The organism is Entomomonas sp. E7T21, from assembly GCF_058693955.1.
Genome location: NZ_CP191672.1, coordinates 78,201 through 95,255, shown reverse-complemented (window position 1 = coordinate 95,255; position 17,055 = coordinate 78,201). Strand labels below are relative to the sequence as shown.

General features: G+C 35.8%; 14 protein-coding genes. 7 read left to right on the top strand and 7 right to left on the bottom strand.

Going from position 1 to position 17,055, the window contains the following annotated elements:
• Positions 1-17: 17 nt before the first annotated feature.
• From hsdR to ACQVD9_RS00455, 3 genes are read right to left on the bottom strand one after another with little or no spacing between them, the layout of a single operon-like run.
• Positions 18-3,674 (bottom strand): type I restriction-modification system endonuclease, encoded by a 3,657-nt coding sequence (gene hsdR, locus ACQVD9_RS00465; RefSeq protein ID WP_264746950.1) that lies wholly within the window; start codon positions 3,672-3,674, stop codon positions 18-20.
• An 18-nt stretch (positions 3,675-3,692) separates the two neighbouring features.
• Complete coding sequence (locus tag ACQVD9_RS00460; RefSeq protein WP_264746949.1) at positions 3,693-4,556, bottom strand: YicC/YloC family endoribonuclease; 864 nt, start codon at positions 4,554-4,556, stop codon at positions 3,693-3,695.
• 44 nt (positions 4,557-4,600) lie between these two features.
• Complete coding sequence (locus ACQVD9_RS00455) at positions 4,601-6,025, bottom strand: aminotransferase-like domain-containing protein (protein ID WP_264746948.1); 1,425 nt, start codon at positions 6,023-6,025, stop codon at positions 4,601-4,603.
• Positions 6,026-6,170: 145 nt separating this feature from the next.
• Here ACQVD9_RS00455 and pdxS point away from each other — a divergent pair, with 145 nt between their 5' ends.
• Positions 6,171-7,061 carry a pyridoxal 5'-phosphate synthase lyase subunit PdxS gene (gene pdxS / locus ACQVD9_RS00450; protein WP_264746947.1) on the top strand — a complete coding sequence of 297 codons (891 nt, stop codon included), beginning with the start codon at positions 6,171-6,173 and terminating at the stop codon, positions 7,059-7,061.
• A 1-nt stretch (position 7,062) separates the two neighbouring features.
• Positions 7,063-7,632, top strand: coding sequence for a pyridoxal 5'-phosphate synthase glutaminase subunit PdxT (gene pdxT, locus ACQVD9_RS00445; protein WP_264746946.1), 570 nt, complete (start codon positions 7,063-7,065; stop codon positions 7,630-7,632).
• 32 nt (positions 7,633-7,664) lie between these two features.
• Here the strand turns inward: pdxT and ACQVD9_RS00440 are convergent, their stop codons facing one another.
• Entirely contained in the window at positions 7,665-8,135 is a 471-nt protein-coding gene (locus ACQVD9_RS00440) for a sn-glycerol-3-phosphate transporter (RefSeq protein WP_264746945.1), read from the bottom strand.
• 210 nt (positions 8,136-8,345) lie between these two features.
• On the opposite strand from ACQVD9_RS00440, the gene ACQVD9_RS00435 reads away from it, so the two are divergent.
• The 5 genes from ACQVD9_RS00435 to phnX are packed head-to-tail and all read left to right on the top strand — an operon-like array spanning position 8,346 to position 14,196.
• The gene (locus ACQVD9_RS00435) at positions 8,346-9,377 is read left to right on the top strand and encodes a putative 2-aminoethylphosphonate ABC transporter substrate-binding protein (RefSeq protein WP_264746944.1); all 1,032 of its coding nucleotides are present in this window, start codon (positions 8,346-8,348) and stop codon (positions 9,375-9,377) included.
• Complete coding sequence (locus tag ACQVD9_RS00430) at positions 9,352-10,491, top strand: putative 2-aminoethylphosphonate ABC transporter ATP-binding protein (RefSeq protein WP_264746943.1); 1,140 nt, start codon at positions 9,352-9,354, stop codon at positions 10,489-10,491. Before ACQVD9_RS00435 ends, ACQVD9_RS00430 begins: the two co-directional genes overlap by 26 nt.
• Positions 10,488-12,215, top strand: a complete 1,728-nt coding sequence (locus tag ACQVD9_RS00425) for a putative 2-aminoethylphosphonate ABC transporter permease subunit (RefSeq protein ID WP_264746942.1) — start codon at positions 10,488-10,490, stop codon at positions 12,213-12,215. The genes ACQVD9_RS00430 and ACQVD9_RS00425 overlap by 4 nt, the downstream gene beginning before the upstream one ends.
• Before the next feature lie 30 nt (positions 12,216-12,245).
• Positions 12,246-13,352 (top strand): 2-aminoethylphosphonate--pyruvate transaminase, encoded by a 1,107-nt coding sequence (locus ACQVD9_RS00420; protein ID WP_264746941.1) that lies wholly within the window; start codon positions 12,246-12,248, stop codon positions 13,350-13,352.
• A 28-nt stretch (positions 13,353-13,380) separates the two neighbouring features.
• Positions 13,381-14,196, top strand: a complete 816-nt coding sequence (gene phnX / locus ACQVD9_RS00415) for a phosphonoacetaldehyde hydrolase (protein ID WP_264746940.1) — start codon at positions 13,381-13,383, stop codon at positions 14,194-14,196.
• Between the two features lie 67 nt (positions 14,197-14,263).
• Here the strand turns inward: phnX and ACQVD9_RS00410 are convergent, their stop codons facing one another.
• The 3 genes from ACQVD9_RS00410 to ACQVD9_RS00400 all read right to left on the bottom strand — a co-directional run bounded on the left by ACQVD9_RS00410 (position 14,264) and on the right by ACQVD9_RS00400 (position 17,053).
• Positions 14,264-15,199 carry an aspartyl/asparaginyl beta-hydroxylase domain-containing protein gene (locus ACQVD9_RS00410; RefSeq protein ID WP_264747822.1) on the bottom strand — a complete coding sequence of 312 codons (936 nt, stop codon included), beginning with the start codon at positions 15,197-15,199 and terminating at the stop codon, positions 14,264-14,266.
• Between the two features lie 154 nt (positions 15,200-15,353).
• A complete protein-coding gene (locus ACQVD9_RS00405) occupies positions 15,354-16,151 on the bottom strand; it encodes an N-acetylmuramoyl-L-alanine amidase (protein WP_264746939.1) in 798 nt (265 codons plus the stop codon).
• A gap of 41 nt (positions 16,152-16,192) precedes the next feature.
• A complete protein-coding gene (locus ACQVD9_RS00400; protein ID WP_413774171.1) occupies positions 16,193-17,053 on the bottom strand; it encodes an endonuclease/exonuclease/phosphatase family protein in 861 nt (286 codons plus the stop codon).
• Positions 17,054-17,055: the final 2 nt, after the last annotated feature.

The window sequence follows — 17,055 nt, the reverse complement described above, 5'->3', positions numbered from 1 at the left end:
GAGTTGGCGCTAATGAATCATTTAATCTTTAAAAGTTGTTTTATAAGTCCTATGAAATTGTTGGTTTGTTGAGTTTTTTGCTCGAACTTGGGTTGGGTGATTAATGATTCAATATTGATAGTAGACTCACTGATAGTTTCTGCTATAACTCTTGGGCTTTGAAGTTCTTGTTCTTCAGGCCAAAGTTTTTTTAGGGTAGTTAATACCTCATTTAATTGGCCATTAAGTAGTTGATCCAACTTTTCTATAGAGCTGCCATAGGCTTGATTAATGCGTTTGTTTATGGATTTTCTATCTAACACTTCTTTAAAAATTAGATGTTCAGCTAAACGGTTTAACCATTGGCGTTGAATAGGTGTCCAGTTATATAAACGATGTACTTTTTGTAAAGCTTGTTCAACTCTATTTTCAAAAGGAATTAAAGGTTCATCTATTGCAGCGTGACGAATATAACCTATTAAGCCTGCATCGATAATTTGGTGGTATTGGTTACGCCATGCAATTTGTAGGTTGGTTTCACTATAACCAGTTTTATCCAATAGTAACCTGATTTCTTTTAATTCAGTCTTGGTAATATTGTTAGGTTTAAGTAAAGTTTTATTAAGTGTTTTAGAGAGTTTTATTTGTTGTTGAATAAATGTTTTAAAACTGTCTAAGAAATCTTTTGGATTATTATATTGACCATATAGTTGGCTACGATTAATGAGCTTATCTGCATGTTCAGAAATAATCTGATAGTGATTGCCTGCTAGTAATTGTTTAATTTCTCGTAATTCTTTTAAAAAACTTTTACGTGTCTTAAAAAAATCAGCTGCTTTTTTGGCACCTATTTGTTGTAAGTAGTTATTTAATTTATAAGGTGTAATACCCCATATAGTGCTTGTTTCATCTAGTTTTTCTTTAATAACTTTATCATGTTCCGCTTGATAATTTGCTCTACGCAGAATACGCATGATTTTTTGACATATTTGATCAAGCAGTAGATCAGCCTGTGTTTTATTAGGTAGATTGCTTGTAGTGTTTAGGGCATCTTTTAAATATTTATTATCAGTAAATTGTTCTAGTAAACTAGTTAAAGGCGTATCAATTTTATGTAAGGGTTGCATGGTAACAACCTCTTGTAAAGACTGACAATTACCAATGGGATCATAAATTCGGAAAACAGTTTTACCAATTTCATCACAACGGCGATTAGCCCTGCCTAGCATTTGTTCAAATAAAATTCGAGATTTTACATGGCGTAAAAATACTAAATTACAGATTTGTGGAATATCTATACCTGTTGCTAATAAATCAACAGTAATAGCGATATTGGGGTATTGCTCTGTTTTATAAGCTGTAATTAGTTGTTCAGGGTTATAACTGCCAATAGTAATTTTGGCAACAGCAGTTTGGTCATATGACTCTTGGTAAAGTTTAGTAAATGCTTTATCAAGCAAATTTTTAACCATATCTGCATGTAAATCGGAAGCACAAAAGATAAGTGTCTTTTCTTTTCCAAAGGGATTTAATTCTTGAACGAGTTGTTCACAGATAATTTCATTAAAACTTTTGTTAATAACGAACCGATTAAAGTTTTCAATATCAAAATTAAGCTCATCCTCTAATTCTGCTGATTCAATATTACCTGTTTGAGCATTAATAATATTGATGTTATAGCCTTTATTAAAATGAATACCATGTTGTGTTAATTCTGTTTGATAAATAATAGGAGGCTCATAATCAATTAAGTAATCATCAGCTACTGCTTCACGATAAGAATAACTGTAAACAGGTTTTCCAAATATATCTGTAGTATGCTTTACTGGTGTAGCCGTTAAGCCAACTCTAACTGCATCAAAGTAGTTAATAAGCTGTTGATATTCTTCTATATATTGTTGAGAGTCCCTAGTCGCTAACTCCCCCTCTATCATTTCCTGTTCTAGCATATAACCACTATGTGCTTCATCAATAATAATACAATCAAAACTATCGATGGAAGGTGATGTATCAGAGGCAAAAATGCTTTTTACCATACTTTGTACAGTAGCTAATTGTAGATGATTACTTAAGTCATCAATGTGATTTGATAGTTCTGTTAAATTATAAAGTTTTGCTAAGGTTTGATATTGTTCATCGAGGGTTTTAGTAAGTATATCTTCTGTTTGTAAGCCCAGCGCAGCATGATCAACCAAGACTAAAATACGTTTAAATCGGTTGGTTTTTAAAAATCGATATATTAGGGCATTGATAACAACTGTTTTACCTGTTCCTGTAGCCATTGCAATCAAACAATTACGCTGATTATTTAAGATAGCCTTTTCTACCGCTTGAATAGCTGCTTGTTGATAACTTCGTAAATATAGTTGAGCAAAATTTTCTTGTTGTAAAGCTTGTTCAGCCGCACTTATGTCATGGGTTAGTTTAGTTAATAATCCTTGTGGTGTATGAAAGTGTTGTAATGCTTGGGCTAAGTTGTTGGTCTCACGTAAATCTCGAAACCAAGTACCAGATTTTTCTTCAAGTTGGCTATTGTAAGGGCGGCCATTACTGGAATAGACAAAGGGAATAATATAGGGAGTATTATCATGGCTAGTCCAAGGCCGATTACGTTGGGCTAATAACCAAGGTGCTTGCATTAGAGGTTCAATTTGAAACCCTTGAGCATAGGTTTCTGCTTGGCGTATTTTATCTGCAACATTAATGTTTTCACATTTAGCTTCTATAACAGCAATGGGAATCATGCCACAAAATAAAATATAGTCTGCATAGGCAGCATTGCCTTGATAAAAAATAGGATAACCAGCAATAGCTTTATTTTTATCCTGTTCAGGACGAGCGCCATTATCCCATGTTAATTCTAAACTATCTGCTTGCCAGCCAGCTTCAGTAAGTTGTTGGTCAATTATTAAACGTGCTAATTCTTCTGTTAAAAAAACTTGTTGATTTGCTTCTTTGATTTGCTCACTAATAATTTGTTGTTGTTTTACAGTTTGTTGAGGTTTTTTTTTGTTTTGCTCAACAAGTTCTATTTGTAGTAATCGAATGTGTGTTTCAAAGGATTCTTGTTGTTTCTGTAAAGCTTCTTCTTGTTGTTTAACTTGTTCTGCTAGTGTACGAGCTTCTTTATCCATTTGCTCTGCTAATACAGCATATTCTTGCTTTTCTTTTTTTAATAAGTTTAGTAATTGCTGGTTATCTTCAAATTTTTCATTGCTTGCTCGTAGCTGATTAATTTGATTTTGTAATTCACGTAGTTTTTGGCTAGGGTCTGGTGGAGTGATAAAACTTCCAGGATTAAATTTACTACCCTCTTTACCAAAAGATTGATGATACCAAACAGCTAGGCTACGCGCCATTTTTAAACCATTAATGGCCTCTCTGTGTTCGGTTTTAAATTCGTGAGTAGCTTTATTGCCTTCAACTCGTATGGTATGAAAAAGATTACGTATAGTAGGGTCTAATCTTAATTCTCGATCAATTTGATGAATAAGATCGACTTGGGGGGTTGTATCATCAAAGTAAATACCACATCTAGTGGCAATATCTTTAGCAAATGCCTCACCTAATTGGCGCAATTTAATTAGAGTAGTATTTGGATCACTAGCAAATACTTGCTCAGCAGTATGGGTTAACTCGAAGAATATAGGATCATGTTCTTTTAGAAAGTCAAAATTGCTAGTAAAGAGTCTCATTTTTTTACTTAAGAATGGCTACTCAATATTTTGTACTTGTTCACGCATTTGTTCTATAAGTACTTTTATATTTACAGCTGTTTGTGTGGTCCGTGTATCGTATGCTTTTGAACCTAATGTGTTGGCTTCACGATTAAGTTCTTGCATTAAGAAGTCTAAACGACGGCCGCAGGGTTCTTTACTATTAAAGGTATGGCGTACTTCGGTTAAATGGGTTTGTAGGCGGTCTAATTCTTCAGCCACATCTGATTTTTGAGCAAGCAATACAAGTTCTTGCTCCAAACGTTGATTATCAATTTCTACTTGTAGCTCTTGGCAGCGTGTTAATATTTTTTGGCGCTGATTATCTAACATTTCTGGGATAAGTGGGCGTAGTTTATTAACTTCATTATCAATACTGACTAAACGATCATCTAATAATTGCTGTAGTTCCTGTCCTTCTCTTGCTCTATTCTCTTTCAAATTTTTGAGTGTGTCAGAAAATAGTTCAATAGCTTGTTGTTGTAATAGTTCATGATTAGCTTGTTCATTGATCAATACGCCAGGCCAAGATAATACTGTAAAAGGATTTATTGGCGTGGGATTAATAGTTAACTCAGAGATTTGTTCTGCCGCTTGAACAAGTTGTTTAGCACGTTCTGAATCTATTTGTAGAGGATTATTTTGAGCATTAGGGGAGAAAGTAAATGTACATTCTACTTTACCACGAGAGATTTCTTTTTTTAGGATATCCCTTAATTGCCATTCAAGCACTCGAAAAGTTTCAGGTAATTTGAAGCTATGCTCCAAATAACGATGATTAACAGAGCGTATTTCCCAGCATAAAACCCCTTCATTAATAGATAATTCATGGCGTGCAAATGCGGTCATACTCTGTAACATGGCTGAGTTCTCCATTATTTTGATGTTATAAAGGGTATATTAAATCACCTTTTAGCTAAGCTTGCTATGTTAAAGTGTCCATAACTAAAACGTAGATGATAAGGAGTATCCCCAAAATCTGTACCTCTAGCTACAATAATATTTTGTTGTAACAACTCATCTAATAAATTATTAAAGTCATAGGTATTTTTTTGTAGGCAATGAGTGTAAAGATGAAAACCGCCTAATGGTGGTTGAAAAGTTAATTTATGTTGATAGTTTTCTTTAAGCCATTGTATTAATTGTTGGGATCTTTTAGTTAATGCAGTTTGTAAGTATTGTTGATGCGTACTGCTATGTTCTGTTAAGTAGTGTTCAGCAAGTAGTTGTGGTAGAACACTAAGTCCAGCATCTAGCTGTTGCCGTATATCAGCTAGTTTATTAACGATAGCTTTGGGGGCAATCATCCATCCTGCTCGAATATTTTTGCCAATATATTTAGAAAGTGAACCAATATAAATTACTTGCTGGTGTTTATCTAATTTTTTTAAAGGAGAAGTATCTAGCTGTGAATTAAAGGGCAAGGCACTATAAGCATCATCTTCAACAATAGGAATACGTTTTTTATAGCAGTAGTTAAGTAATTGTTTTTTGCGATGCTCAGTCATCACAAAGCCAGTAGGGTTTTGAAAAATGGGGTTAAGAAAAATCATTTTTATAGACTGCTGATTAAGTAGTTTTTCTAAACCGTCTAATGTTATACCTTGTTGGTCTGTTGGAATGGCATAAATACGTAAACCTGCTGCTTGAAATAGTGGTAATGAATAAAAGTAAGAGGGAGCTTCAATACCAATAGCATCACCTGGTTTTAGCAAGCCTTGAGTAATAAGAAAGATAGCTTGTTGAGCTCCAGAGGTAATCAATATTTGCTCAGTTGCCACAGTCATTTTAAAACGTTGTTGTAAATAGTTTTGGACAGCTTGCCGAAAAGAAATTAAACCTAAATGGGAGGCTTCTGTACCTTGCTCATGGGTTAGTAATTCTTGCCATGAAAACTCTGGTAAAGAAAGAGTAGGTAGTAAATCTGTAGGTAAGTCACCATTGGCTAAGTCTAATATAGGTTGTTGATGGCTGTGTGCTTTTTGCCGTAACTGGTTAGCTTGTAGGTAGTATGAGTCTTGTCTTTTTTTAGAAAGAATTTCTGGTGTAGCCTGCCAATTAATTAAAGGATAACTTTGTAACCCCCATTTTTGCTCATTTACATAGGTTCCACTACCTAGTTTACGAATAAGGATTCCTCTATCAGTGAGCTCATCCAAAGCATGGATAATAGTTGAGCGATTGACTTTCAGTAAGGTGCTTAATTGTCGTTCAGAAGGTAACCGTTCCCCTGCTTGTAATTGTCCATTCTCAATAGCTTGTTCAATATGGTTAACAATCTGTTTGTAAAGGGGTTGTTTATTTGCTGGATTACTGGTTAATGCCCACATAGGCTCACTCGATCAATAGAAATTGCTAAAGATATTATAGTTAAATTGGATGGTATAAATATAGTCCAATTGGATGTTTTTTATTTTATGGAAAGGATTATTCTTAACACTCTAAAAAATTAGTTAAATAACAGGAGTGCTTAGAGTGACAACTAAAATTGTAGGTTCAGAAACAGTTAAACGTGGTATGGCGCAAATGCAAAAAGGCGGTGTAATCATGGATGTGATTAATGCTGAGCAAGCAAAAATTGCTGAAGCAGCAGGTGCTGTAGCTGTAATGGCATTGGAGCGCGTACCTTCGGATATCCGTGCTGCTGGCGGTGTGGCGAGAATGGCTGATCCTACTATTGTAGAAGAAGTAATGAATGCAGTGACCATTCCTGTAATGGCTAAAGCACGAATTGGACATATTAGTGAAGCTCGTATTTTAGAAGCTATGGGTGTTGACTATATTGATGAAAGTGAAGTGTTAACGCCGGCAGATGAACAATATCACTTATTAAAAAGTGAATATACTGTGCCGTTTGTATGCGGTTGCCGTGATTTAGGAGAAGCCTTACGTCGTATAGGTGAAGGAGCTTCTATGCTACGTACTAAAGGCGAGCCAGGGACTGGCAATATTGTTGAAGCGGTGCGTCATATTCGTAAAGTGAACGAGCAAATTCGTATTTTAGCAAGCAAATGTGATGATGAATTGATGACCTTTGCTAAAGATATAGGCGCACCTTATGAGCTAGTAAAAGAAGTAAAAAAACTAGGTAAATTACCTGTTGTTAACTTTGCGGCTGGTGGTGTGGCTACTCCAGCGGATGCAGCGTTAATGATGAGTTTAGGTGCAGATGGTGTGTTTGTAGGCTCTGGTATTTTTAAATCAGATAATCCAGAGAAGTTTGCTAAAGCTATTGTGCAAGCCACTACCAATTATCAAGACTATAAACTATTAGCTGAACTCTCTAAAGGTTTAGGTACACCAATGAAAGGTATTGAGATCTCTAGATTGTCTGATGCAGAACGGATGCAAGATAGAGGCTGGTAGTATGAAAACCATTGGTGTTTTAGCGTTACAAGGTGCAATCGCTGAACACTTGCAAATGCTTGAGCGATTGCAAGTAAAAGGTGTACCTGTTAAGCATGTTGATGATTTAGAAGATATTGATGGTTTGATTATTCCTGGTGGAGAATCTACGGTAATTAGTCGTCTAATTCAGCAACATGGTTTATATGAAAAAATTAAGCAGTTTGCAAAAAAACATCCTGTGATGGGGACGTGTGCTGGGCTAATTTTATGTGGGAAAAATATCGTTAATTCAGATGGTAAGGTTATGCCATTAGGGTTAATAGATATTACTGTGGAGCGTAATGGCTTTGGCAGACAAGTCGATAGTTTTGAAGCAGTCTTATCTGTTAAAGGTATCGCTGAAACAATTCCTGCAGTATTTATCCGAGCACCTTTTATTCAGTCGGTTGGTGATGGTGTGAAAGTGCTTGCTACAATTGAAGATAAGATTGTAATGGCAGAGCAAGATAACATCTTGGTGATGGCTTTTCATCCTGAATTAACCAATGATGCTCAAATATTTGAGTATTTTATTAAGAAAATTAATTAACAGTTTTTAAGGCTGCTTTGGCAGCCTTCTTTTTAAAGTTTAAAACCAACATTAACCATCATTGCATTAAAGCCTAATAATATAACTTCTGTACTAAGTCTATCTACTTGAACTCCAACAGAAGGAATAATAGCAGGCGCTATGCCTAAGCCATTCATTGGTATCTTATGTTGATATTTACCATGATAACCATGAATTAAACCACCTGATATGCGAGCATAAAAAGGGGTGTCTTCTAGTTCAAAACGTTTCCCTGCATAGGCATAGACTGAGCGTTGTCGAAAAGAGTTACGAAAAGTAGCCCCTCCAAAGAACCAACCAGAAGAAAGGTTATAGTCAATACCTATCAATTCTTGGTGGTTGTTATGCTCAGGATTTGGGTGAAAATGTTTAGTATAGACGCTGGTTTGAAATTGCCAAAAGTCCTTGCGCTCATTTTCTGCAAAACTTGTTTGTACAGTGAGTACTAAAATTAACAATAATATTGGCCGTAAACTTAACATTAAACAAAACTACCTTTCTATAAACTACCAATTAAGTTTATGTTGAAACCTATAAAATAACCTTAACCGATTATGACAGGCTGTAAATATATATAACTAAACTGTTTAAAATTGTTTAAAAAACATTTTTAAGAAATTTTCATATTGTCATAAAAATGACACATGAGGTTTCTATACTCTATTTAAGTGAATCGATAAATAGGTACTTAAATGAGTTTATGGAAATCAATAGTTATAACGGGTCTAGGGTTGGCGTTTTCTGTACAAGCATTAGCGGAAAAGAGTCAATTAACTGTCTATACTGCATTAGAGACAGATCAAATTAAGGCATATCAACGGGCTTTTAATAAGGCTCATCCAGAAATTCAATTACGAATAGTGCGTGACTCAACAGGTGTTATTGTTTCTAAACTATTGGCTGAAAAAAATAATCCTAAAGCTGATGTGGTTTGGGGGGTAGCGATTACTGGTTTGGGGGTATTGAAGCAACAAGGAATGTTAGAGGCTTATGCCCCCTCTAATTTCTCTAATATTAAGGCTGCTTATCGTGATAGTGAGAATCCACCTTATTGGTGGGGGCTTGATGTTACAGGAGCTGTTCTTTGTTTCAATACAGCAGAAGCTGAAAAAAGAAAGATTCCTAAACCTGAAAGCTGGCAAGACTTATTAAAACCAGTTTATCAAGGACAGATTGTAATGCCTGATCCTACCTCATCAGGTACTGGTTATTTTGATGTGGTTAGTTGGTTGCAGATATGGGGAGATGAGCAAGGTAAAGGTAGTGGTTGGCAGTTTATGGATGGATTGCACAAGAATATGGCACAGTATACCCATTCTGGTTCTAAACCTTGCAATATGGCCGCAACGGGTGAGTATGTAATAGGCATCTCTTTTGAGTATCGTGGCCATACTAATAAAGCAAAAGGTGCGCCTATTGATTTAGTTTTTCCTAAAGAAGGATTAGGTTGGGATGTTGAAGCTTTTGCCATCCACAAAGGAACAAAGAATTTAGCCGCAGCAAAAACGTTAGCAGATTGGGCTTCAAGTACAGATGCAATGAAGCTATATGGTAAAAGCTTTGCAATTACGGGACAGCCTAATGTTGCTCCTAAGTTAGCTAATATTCCTGATGATTATGAACAGCGTTTAATTAAGATGGATTTTGATTATGCAGCTAAGCAGCGTGATGTGATTTTAAAAGAGTGGAGTTCACGTTATGCCAATAAATCAGAGCCTAAGTAGTAGTGATTTTAAGGAAATGCTATTAATGAGTAATACCTATTTACGGTTAGATCATATCTGTAAGCAGTTTGGCAAGTTTATTGCTCTTAATGATATTAATCTTACTATTAAACAAGGTGAACTAATATGTTTTTTAGGCCCTTCAGGTTGTGGAAAAACTACTCTATTAAGGATCATTGCAGGTTTGGAGCGACAATCATCAGGGACGATTCTCCAACAAGGAAAAGACATAAGTTATTTACCACCAGCAGAACGTGATTACGGTATTGTATTTCAATCTTATGCACTATTTCCTAATTTAACTATTGCAGAAAATATTGCTTATGGTTTAGTTAATCGTAAACAGACAAAAACAGCTATTAAACAACGGGTGGACGAGCTATTAGTTTTGATAGGTTTACCTGATAGTGGTAATAAATACCCTGCTCAAATGTCAGGTGGTCAACAACAAAGAATTGCATTGGCTAGAGCGTTAGCAACTGCGCCCAATTTATTGTTGTTAGATGAACCATTATCTGCTTTAGATGCCACGGTACGAGTGCATTTACGCAATGAAATTTGTAGTCTACAAAAACAATTAGGCTTAACTACTATTATGGTAACCCATGATCAGGAAGAAGCTTTATCTATTGCGGATCGAGTAGTGGTGATGAACCATGGTGTTATTGAACAAGTCGATACACCATTAGAAGTTTATAGTCATCCAGTGTCTCCTTTTGTAGCTAATTTTGTAGGGAAAATAAACTGTCTAGATGCTATTGCTGAGGGAAATCAATGGTTTCGTTGTGGGGATTTACGCTTAAAGTGTGAACAACCACATCATACAGCATTTACTCAGGGGGATAAGGTTAAACTCTATTTACGTCCTGAAGATAGAGTAGTTGAACAATTACCTGCTAATGATACAAACAACTGTACAGGTATTATAAAAAATATCGAATTTCTTGGGGGGAAATGTTTAGCTGAATTGCAGGTTGATCGTTTAGCTAATCAATCACTACAACTGCAATTTTCATTAAATCAAATGTATGACCTTAATGTACAGCAAGGGGCTAATTTACAGTTTGCTATACGTCCTGAGCGCGTTAATGTTTTTCCAGTGAAAGAGTTATGATGCAGACAGAGTTATTGATAGCAAGTAAGCAACCAATTAATAGTTATTGGCTAAAGAGTGTAAAAGGTAATCAGTGGTTAATTTTATCGGTGCTACTGATAATCTTATTCTTGTTATTAATATTTTTAGCTGCACCGCTTGTGGCAATTATAGGGCAGATTTATACAGAAGATCGTATAAATAGTTCAGGTTGGGTAGCTATTGTTAGCTACCTTAGCTCACTTAGTTTATTAAGAAGTTTAGGCAATAGTTTATTTGTATCCACATTAGTGACATTAATTGTTATTCCATTAGCATTTACTTTTGCTTATGCCTTAACAAGAAGTTGTATGCGCTTTAAGGGAATAATGCGTAGTATTACATTACTACCTCTATTGGCTCCCTCGTTGTTAGCCGCTATTTCATTAATATATTGGTTTGGTAATCAGGGAATTGCTAAATCATTCTGGCAATTATTAGGTTTTGAAAGCATTTATGGTGCGTCAGGTATTGTACTTGCTGAGTGTTTTGCTATTTTCCCCCATGTGTTGATGATTCTAGTCACTTCTTTATCCCTTGCTGATGGACGTCTATATGAAGCAGCGGACGCGATGGGAACATCAACACTTCGTAAGTTTTTTACAGTGACATTACCCAGCGCTAAATATGGAGTTATTTCTGCCTCATTAGTATCTTTTACTTTAGTGATGACAGATTTTGGTGTACCTAAAATTGTTGGTGGTGATTTTGATGTATTGGCTACTGATATTTTTCGTTTAATCATTGGTCAGCAGGATTTTCAGCAAGGAGCAGTGGTTGCTTTATTATTGTTATTACCTGCGTTGTTAACCTTTGTCGTGGATTATTTTATTAGGCGTAAACAAACTGCCTCACTGAGTGCGCGAGCGGTAACGTTGGTAGTAAAGCCTAAGCGTAGTTTTGATATAGCAATGTCGATATATTGTGTAGTGATTTGTAGCTTGGTGTTAGCCATGTTCTTTATGGCAGTATATGCATCTTTTGTTAGTTTTTGGCCATATAACCTTAATTTAAGTTTATTAAATTATCAGTCTGCATTAATAGATTCTGAATTAGGGGGAGCAATTATCAATAGCTTAATCTTGGCATTGGGAACCACTATCATTGGTACTACATTGGTTTTCTTGGGCGCTTATATGCTTGAGAAGACTAAGGGCTTTGATGCTTTAAGACCATTGATTCGTTTGTTAGTGATGTTACCTATGGCTGTACCAGGTTTAGTATTGGGCTTGGGCTATATCTTCTTTTTTAATGCACCTAGCAATCCCTTAAATGGTTTATACCAAACCATGATTTTACTGATTATGTGTACAGTTATCCATTTTTATACGACTAGTCATATGACAATGGTTACTGCATTAAAGGCTATTGATTGGGAATTTGAAGCAGTATCTGCTTCACTCAAAGTTCCTTTTTATAAAACTATGTGGCGGGTAACCTTGCCAATTTGTCTGCCTAGTTTGCTGGATATTTCCCGTTACTTTTTTATCAACGCAATGACAACTATTTCTGCGGTTATCTTCTTGTATTCACCAGAAACCCAATTAGCTTCTGTAGCTATTTTGAATTTAGATGATGCGGGTGATATGGGTGGCGCTACAGCTATGGCAGTGATGATTACAGTTATTTCAATTGTAGTAACAGGTGCTTATCTGTTGCTAGGAAAGTTTGTTAATAAACGAACTCAACGTTGGCGTAATAGCTAACATTCATAATAAGTATTTTTTGGAAATAAGATGGATAGAGATAATATTCTTTTAACCCCTGGTCCTTTGACTACGACATTACGTACTAAACTAGCGATGTTGAAGGATTGGGGATCGTGGGATGCAGATTTTAATACTATAACTGCTAAGTTACGCCAACAATTATTAGACGTTATTGATGGTCAACAAGATTATGTGGTTGTTCCATTACAAGGTAGTGGTACATTTTCTGTGGAAGCTGCTATTGCTACAGTAGTCCCTAAAAAAGGACATCTTTTAGTACTGGATAATGGTGCATACTGTAAGCGTATGGCTAAATTAGCCACAATGATGGGGCGTCAGACTACTGTCTTAACTCAATCAGAAAGTGAGCCTATAAGTGTTAAAGCTGTTGAAGAAGCAGTTGTTGCAGATCCTAGTATTACCCATATTGGTTTAATTCATTGCGAAACAGGAACAGGGATTGCTAACCCTTTAGTGGCAGTGAGCGATCTTTGTCAACGGTTAGGACTTGGTCTAATAGTTGATGCAATGAGCTCTTTTGGTGCTTTACCAATTAGTGCTAATGAAATTGTATTTGATGCCCTTATTTCTGCTAGTGGTAAATGTTTAGAGGGTGTGCCAGGGATGGGTTTTGTATTTATTCGCAAAGCTATATTGGATAGCTGTGAAGGAAATAGTCATTCATTGGCAATGGATTTGTACGATCAGTACATTTATATGGAGCGTACAGGGCAATGGCGTTTTACTCCACCTACTCATGTAGTGGCTGCTTTAGCAGAAGCTATGGAACAATTTATAGAAGAAGGTGGGCAAACTGTAAGATTAGTGCGTTATAACAATAATTGCCAAGTGTTATTAAAGGGGTTAGGTCAGTTAGGGTTTAAACCTTTCTTAAAACCAGAATATATTTCACCCATCATTATCACTTTTTTAGCACCACAAGATAATCACTATGATTTTAAACAGTTTTATGCTCACGTAAAAGCAGCAGGATTTATGTTATATCCTGGTAAGTTAACAGCTATTGAAACATTTCGTGTGGGTTGTATAGGTGCCATTGGTGAGAAAGAAATGCATCAGGTTATTAGTGCCATGAATTTTTGTATGCAACAGATGAATATTCAAATTAACTAGCTACTTTTGAAGAATAAGAGATTAAACGATGAATCAACCTCAACACCAGTTAACAGCCGTTGTTTTTGATTGGGCTGGTACAGTAATTGACTTCGGCTCTTGTGCGCCAATGGGTGCTTTTGTAAAGCTGTTCGAAAAATTCAATGTCCAATTATCCATAGAGCAAGCACGCGGTCCTATGGGTATGGCAAAGTTAGATCATATTAAAGCGTTGTTAGCTATTCCAGAGATTAACCAGCAATGGTTACAACAATATGGAGCTAGACCAACAAATGCAGATGCAGAGCATTTGTATGAGGTATTTACTCCTATGAATGCAGAGGTAGTAGAAGATTTTTCTGATTTTGTTCCAGGAACTATCGAGCTTATCAATACCTTACGTTACAGGGGCATTAAAATTGGTTCTACTACAGGTTATAACAGACCTATTATGGAAAAGTTGTTACCTATTGCTGTAAAAGCTGGTTATAGCCCAGATAATTTAGTCTGTGCAGGTGATCTAGCTGCAGGTAGGCCATCCCCATTAATGATGTATCAAACATTCGCTGATTTGGGGGTATGGCCTCCTTATACAGTGGTTAAAGTAGATGATACAGGAGTTGGTATAGAAGAGGGATTAAATGCAGGTACATGGACAGTTGCTGTGTCTATCAGTGGCAATGAAGTAGGGCTTAGTTTAGAAGAATGGCAAGCGTTAGATCTAATAGAACAAGATAAATTACGTCAGCAAGCCACTGCAAAAATGCAAGCTACAGGTGCTCATTATGTTATTGATACAGTAGCTGATTTATTACCCGTATTAACTGATATTGAAAATAGGTTAAGGTCGGGTGAAAGGCCTTAATGGTATAAACTAAAAAGCCAATGTAAATTACATTGGCTTTTTAATACAGATGAGTATAACTAAGAAATCAGAAAACCCATTTTAGAATCAACAATATAATTAACAGAATAGCAACCACCCTTAATATATTATAAGCTGTACGTGATTTGCGTTTTAATGCTTTAATGGGGGTACTAAAAAATTTTGAGAAGTTAATAAATCCACGGTAAGCACGGTTAGCAAAGCCTGCATGTTCACCATCAATATTTTGAGGTTGGGTTAAAGCAGCTAGTATATTACTTACCCATTGGTTAATAGTATACATTGGTTGTTTTAATGGACGATCAAGATCGCAGAAGAAGATTAAGCGGTAGTCATCAGTATCATTGATGACATAGTGAATATAGGTTTCATCAAAAATAAAATCTTCACCATCATACCAAGCCTGTGGTTGTTCATCTACGTAGATTGCACACTTTTCAGAGTTTGGTGTTGATAAACCTAAATGATAACGTAGTGTTCCTGCAAAGGGATCACGATGGGCATTTAAATGACTACGAGCCGGTAAACGTGTAAATAGTGCACTTTTAATTAAAGGAACTTGTCTTACTAGTTCTAATGTTTTTGGGCATAAGTTTTCTGCTGAAGGTAGGGTATCTCTATTCCAAGTTAAATAGAAACGTTTCCAGCCTCTTTTAAAGAAAGAACCAAAGCCTGCTTCATTACCACCAATAGCTGCACGAATATACCCTTCATCAAATAGTTTTTCGCCTTCTTCTTTGATGATTTCCCAATTCTCTTTAATTAAATCCATTTCTTTAAAGTCTGCTCTATCGTAATAAGGTTGAGACTTTTGCTTAGAGAAGATATACATTAAGGCATTATAGGGAGCAAATAACGCGGAATAGTTAAAAAATTGCCTTAACAGAGGAATACGGCGAGAGCGTCCATGGAAATATACATAAAGTACACCCCAAATAAAAAAAGCTACAATTAATATTTTAATTAATGTAGATATTGTAATAGTAATAGTCATATGGGCTAACCTTTATAAATGGTTCATCATTTTGACAGCTATTTAACTTAAAATTCACTTTGTGAAAGTGAAATAAAAAATCGCTCATTAATATAGCATGGTTGTTTTTTAAATAAACCTATATTATGGAATAACAATAGGTTTATTCAGGCTTGGTAAAATCTTTTCTTGCAACAACGGCTAGTAGAGCAGCCGTTTTACTATCTACTACCCCTGTAACATTTTCAGGTTGATAACGCATTTGAAACGCCATAATAACTTTTACTGTTTCTTTATCTAATATTCCTGTCTGTGGTACAGCATAGCCAATGATGGCAAGTTTTTCTTGTATCCAACTTGTATCAGGTAATTTTTGTTGGTCAAAAATAGCTTTTTGGGCAGTCACAGCTCGTTCATTTGGCCATACCGCTAATCCTTCTTTAGCTAGACGACGCCAAGGAAATAGCGGGCCTGGGTCAGTTTTGCGTAGTGGTGCGATATCACTGTGACCTAAGATATTTTCAGCTGATAACTTATAACGAGCCTTGATGTCTTTTAATAATACAATCAGTGATTGTATTTGTGTTTCGGTATAGGGATACCATTTTTTGTAGCCATGAGTATCTTCAGTAAATCCTCTATTAACTATTTCAATACCAATAGAGCTATTATTTAGAAAAGTTCTGCCCTGCCATTCACTCAGTCCTGCATGCCATGCTCTATTTTTTTCATCTACCAGTTGGTAAATAGTACCCTTTTGATCTTCAATAAGATAATGACTACTTACTGGTTCTTTGGTTAATAAATAAAGGGAACGCTTAAAATCAGTGGCGGTGTAATGTAAAACCACATATTGCACACGACTATCTTGTCCCACAGATTGGTAATCTTTATTGATATGCAAACTACTTTGACAAGCAGTTAATAAAATTAGGCAAAAACAAATAAACAGTTTTTTCATTAAAAGCAGTTCCATATTCCTAGTAAGGAATAATAGTGATTTTAAGACTTATTATAAAAGTGATTGATATTAGCTAGTATAGCATCAGGTAAACGGATATCGACTTCAATAGGTAAATGGTCTGATATAGGTTGTTGTAAAACATTAACTTGTTCTATTTTTAGTTCTGAACTTAATAGAATATGATCAAGACAATGTTTGGGGTTCCAGCTAGGATAGGTAGCCTCTGTTTGGGGGAATACAAGGTCAAGATTTTTTAATGCGGAATCTTCCAATAACTCAACAGTACCTGCATTCATATCACCCATTAAAATATGGTATTTATAAGGCGTAATCATATTGTAAATATAATCTAGTTGTTCTTTACGTGCTTTTCTGCGTAAAGCTAGATGCATTACCACAACGACTAAGGCATCTTCACCTTCACCAAAGCGAGTAAAGATCGCGCCTCGGCCGCGCATGCCAGGTAGTGGATGGTCTTCAATAAGTGTTGGTTTGAAACGGCTTAACATGCCATTACTATGTTGAGCTAGTTTGCCAAGGTTGCGATTGGTTTGCTGGTGCCAATAGGGAAATTTAGCCAATTTGGCTAAAAACTCTACTTGATTAATACCGCTAGATCGCAAGCTACCACCATCAACTTCCTGTAGTGCAACAAGATCATATTTGTTGATTAGTTCCGCAATGCGTTGTAGGGTTTTAGCACGATCTTTATAGGGCAACACATGTTGCCAGCTTCTTGTAAAGTAGTGATGAAACTGGCTAGTGTTATTACCCACTTGAATATTAAAAGTTAAGAGTTTCATTATTCCTTGTGGGGGTAGAATAATGGGGCTACTCTCCTTATTAATTTGGGGGGAAAGGTGAGTAGCGACCTCTTTTTTCTTTTTAATCTTTATCACAG

Excerpts from the sequence above, each read along its gene's own strand:
- ACQVD9_RS00420 (WP_264746941.1), top strand. The coding sequence starts at position 12,246 with ATGGATAGAGATAATATTCTTTTAACCCCTGGTCCTTTGACTACGACA.
- ACQVD9_RS00430 (WP_264746943.1), top strand. The coding sequence starts at position 9,352 with ATGCCAATAAATCAGAGCCTAAGTAGTAGTGATTTTAAGGAAATGCTA.
- ACQVD9_RS00425 (WP_264746942.1), top strand. The coding sequence starts at position 10,488 with ATGATGCAGACAGAGTTATTGATAGCAAGTAAGCAACCAATTAATAGT.
- ACQVD9_RS00455 (WP_264746948.1), bottom strand. The coding sequence starts at position 6,025 with ATGTGGGCATTAACCAGTAATCCAGCAAATAAACAACCCCTTTACAAA.
- ACQVD9_RS00435 (WP_264746944.1), top strand. The coding sequence starts at position 8,346 with ATGAGTTTATGGAAATCAATAGTTATAACGGGTCTAGGGTTGGCGTTT.
- ACQVD9_RS00405 (WP_264746939.1), bottom strand. The coding sequence starts at position 16,151 with ATGAAAAAACTGTTTATTTGTTTTTGCCTAATTTTATTAACTGCTTGT.
- pdxT (WP_264746946.1), top strand. The coding sequence starts at position 7,063 with ATGAAAACCATTGGTGTTTTAGCGTTACAAGGTGCAATCGCTGAACAC.
- phnX (WP_264746940.1), top strand. The coding sequence starts at position 13,381 with ATGAATCAACCTCAACACCAGTTAACAGCCGTTGTTTTTGATTGGGCT.
- ACQVD9_RS00440 (WP_264746945.1), bottom strand. The coding sequence starts at position 8,135 with ATGTTAAGTTTACGGCCAATATTATTGTTAATTTTAGTACTCACTGTA.
- ACQVD9_RS00460 (WP_264746949.1), bottom strand. The coding sequence starts at position 4,556 with ATGTTACAGAGTATGACCGCATTTGCACGCCATGAATTATCTATTAAT.
- hsdR (WP_264746950.1), bottom strand. The coding sequence starts at position 3,674 with ATGAGACTCTTTACTAGCAATTTTGACTTTCTAAAAGAACATGATCCT.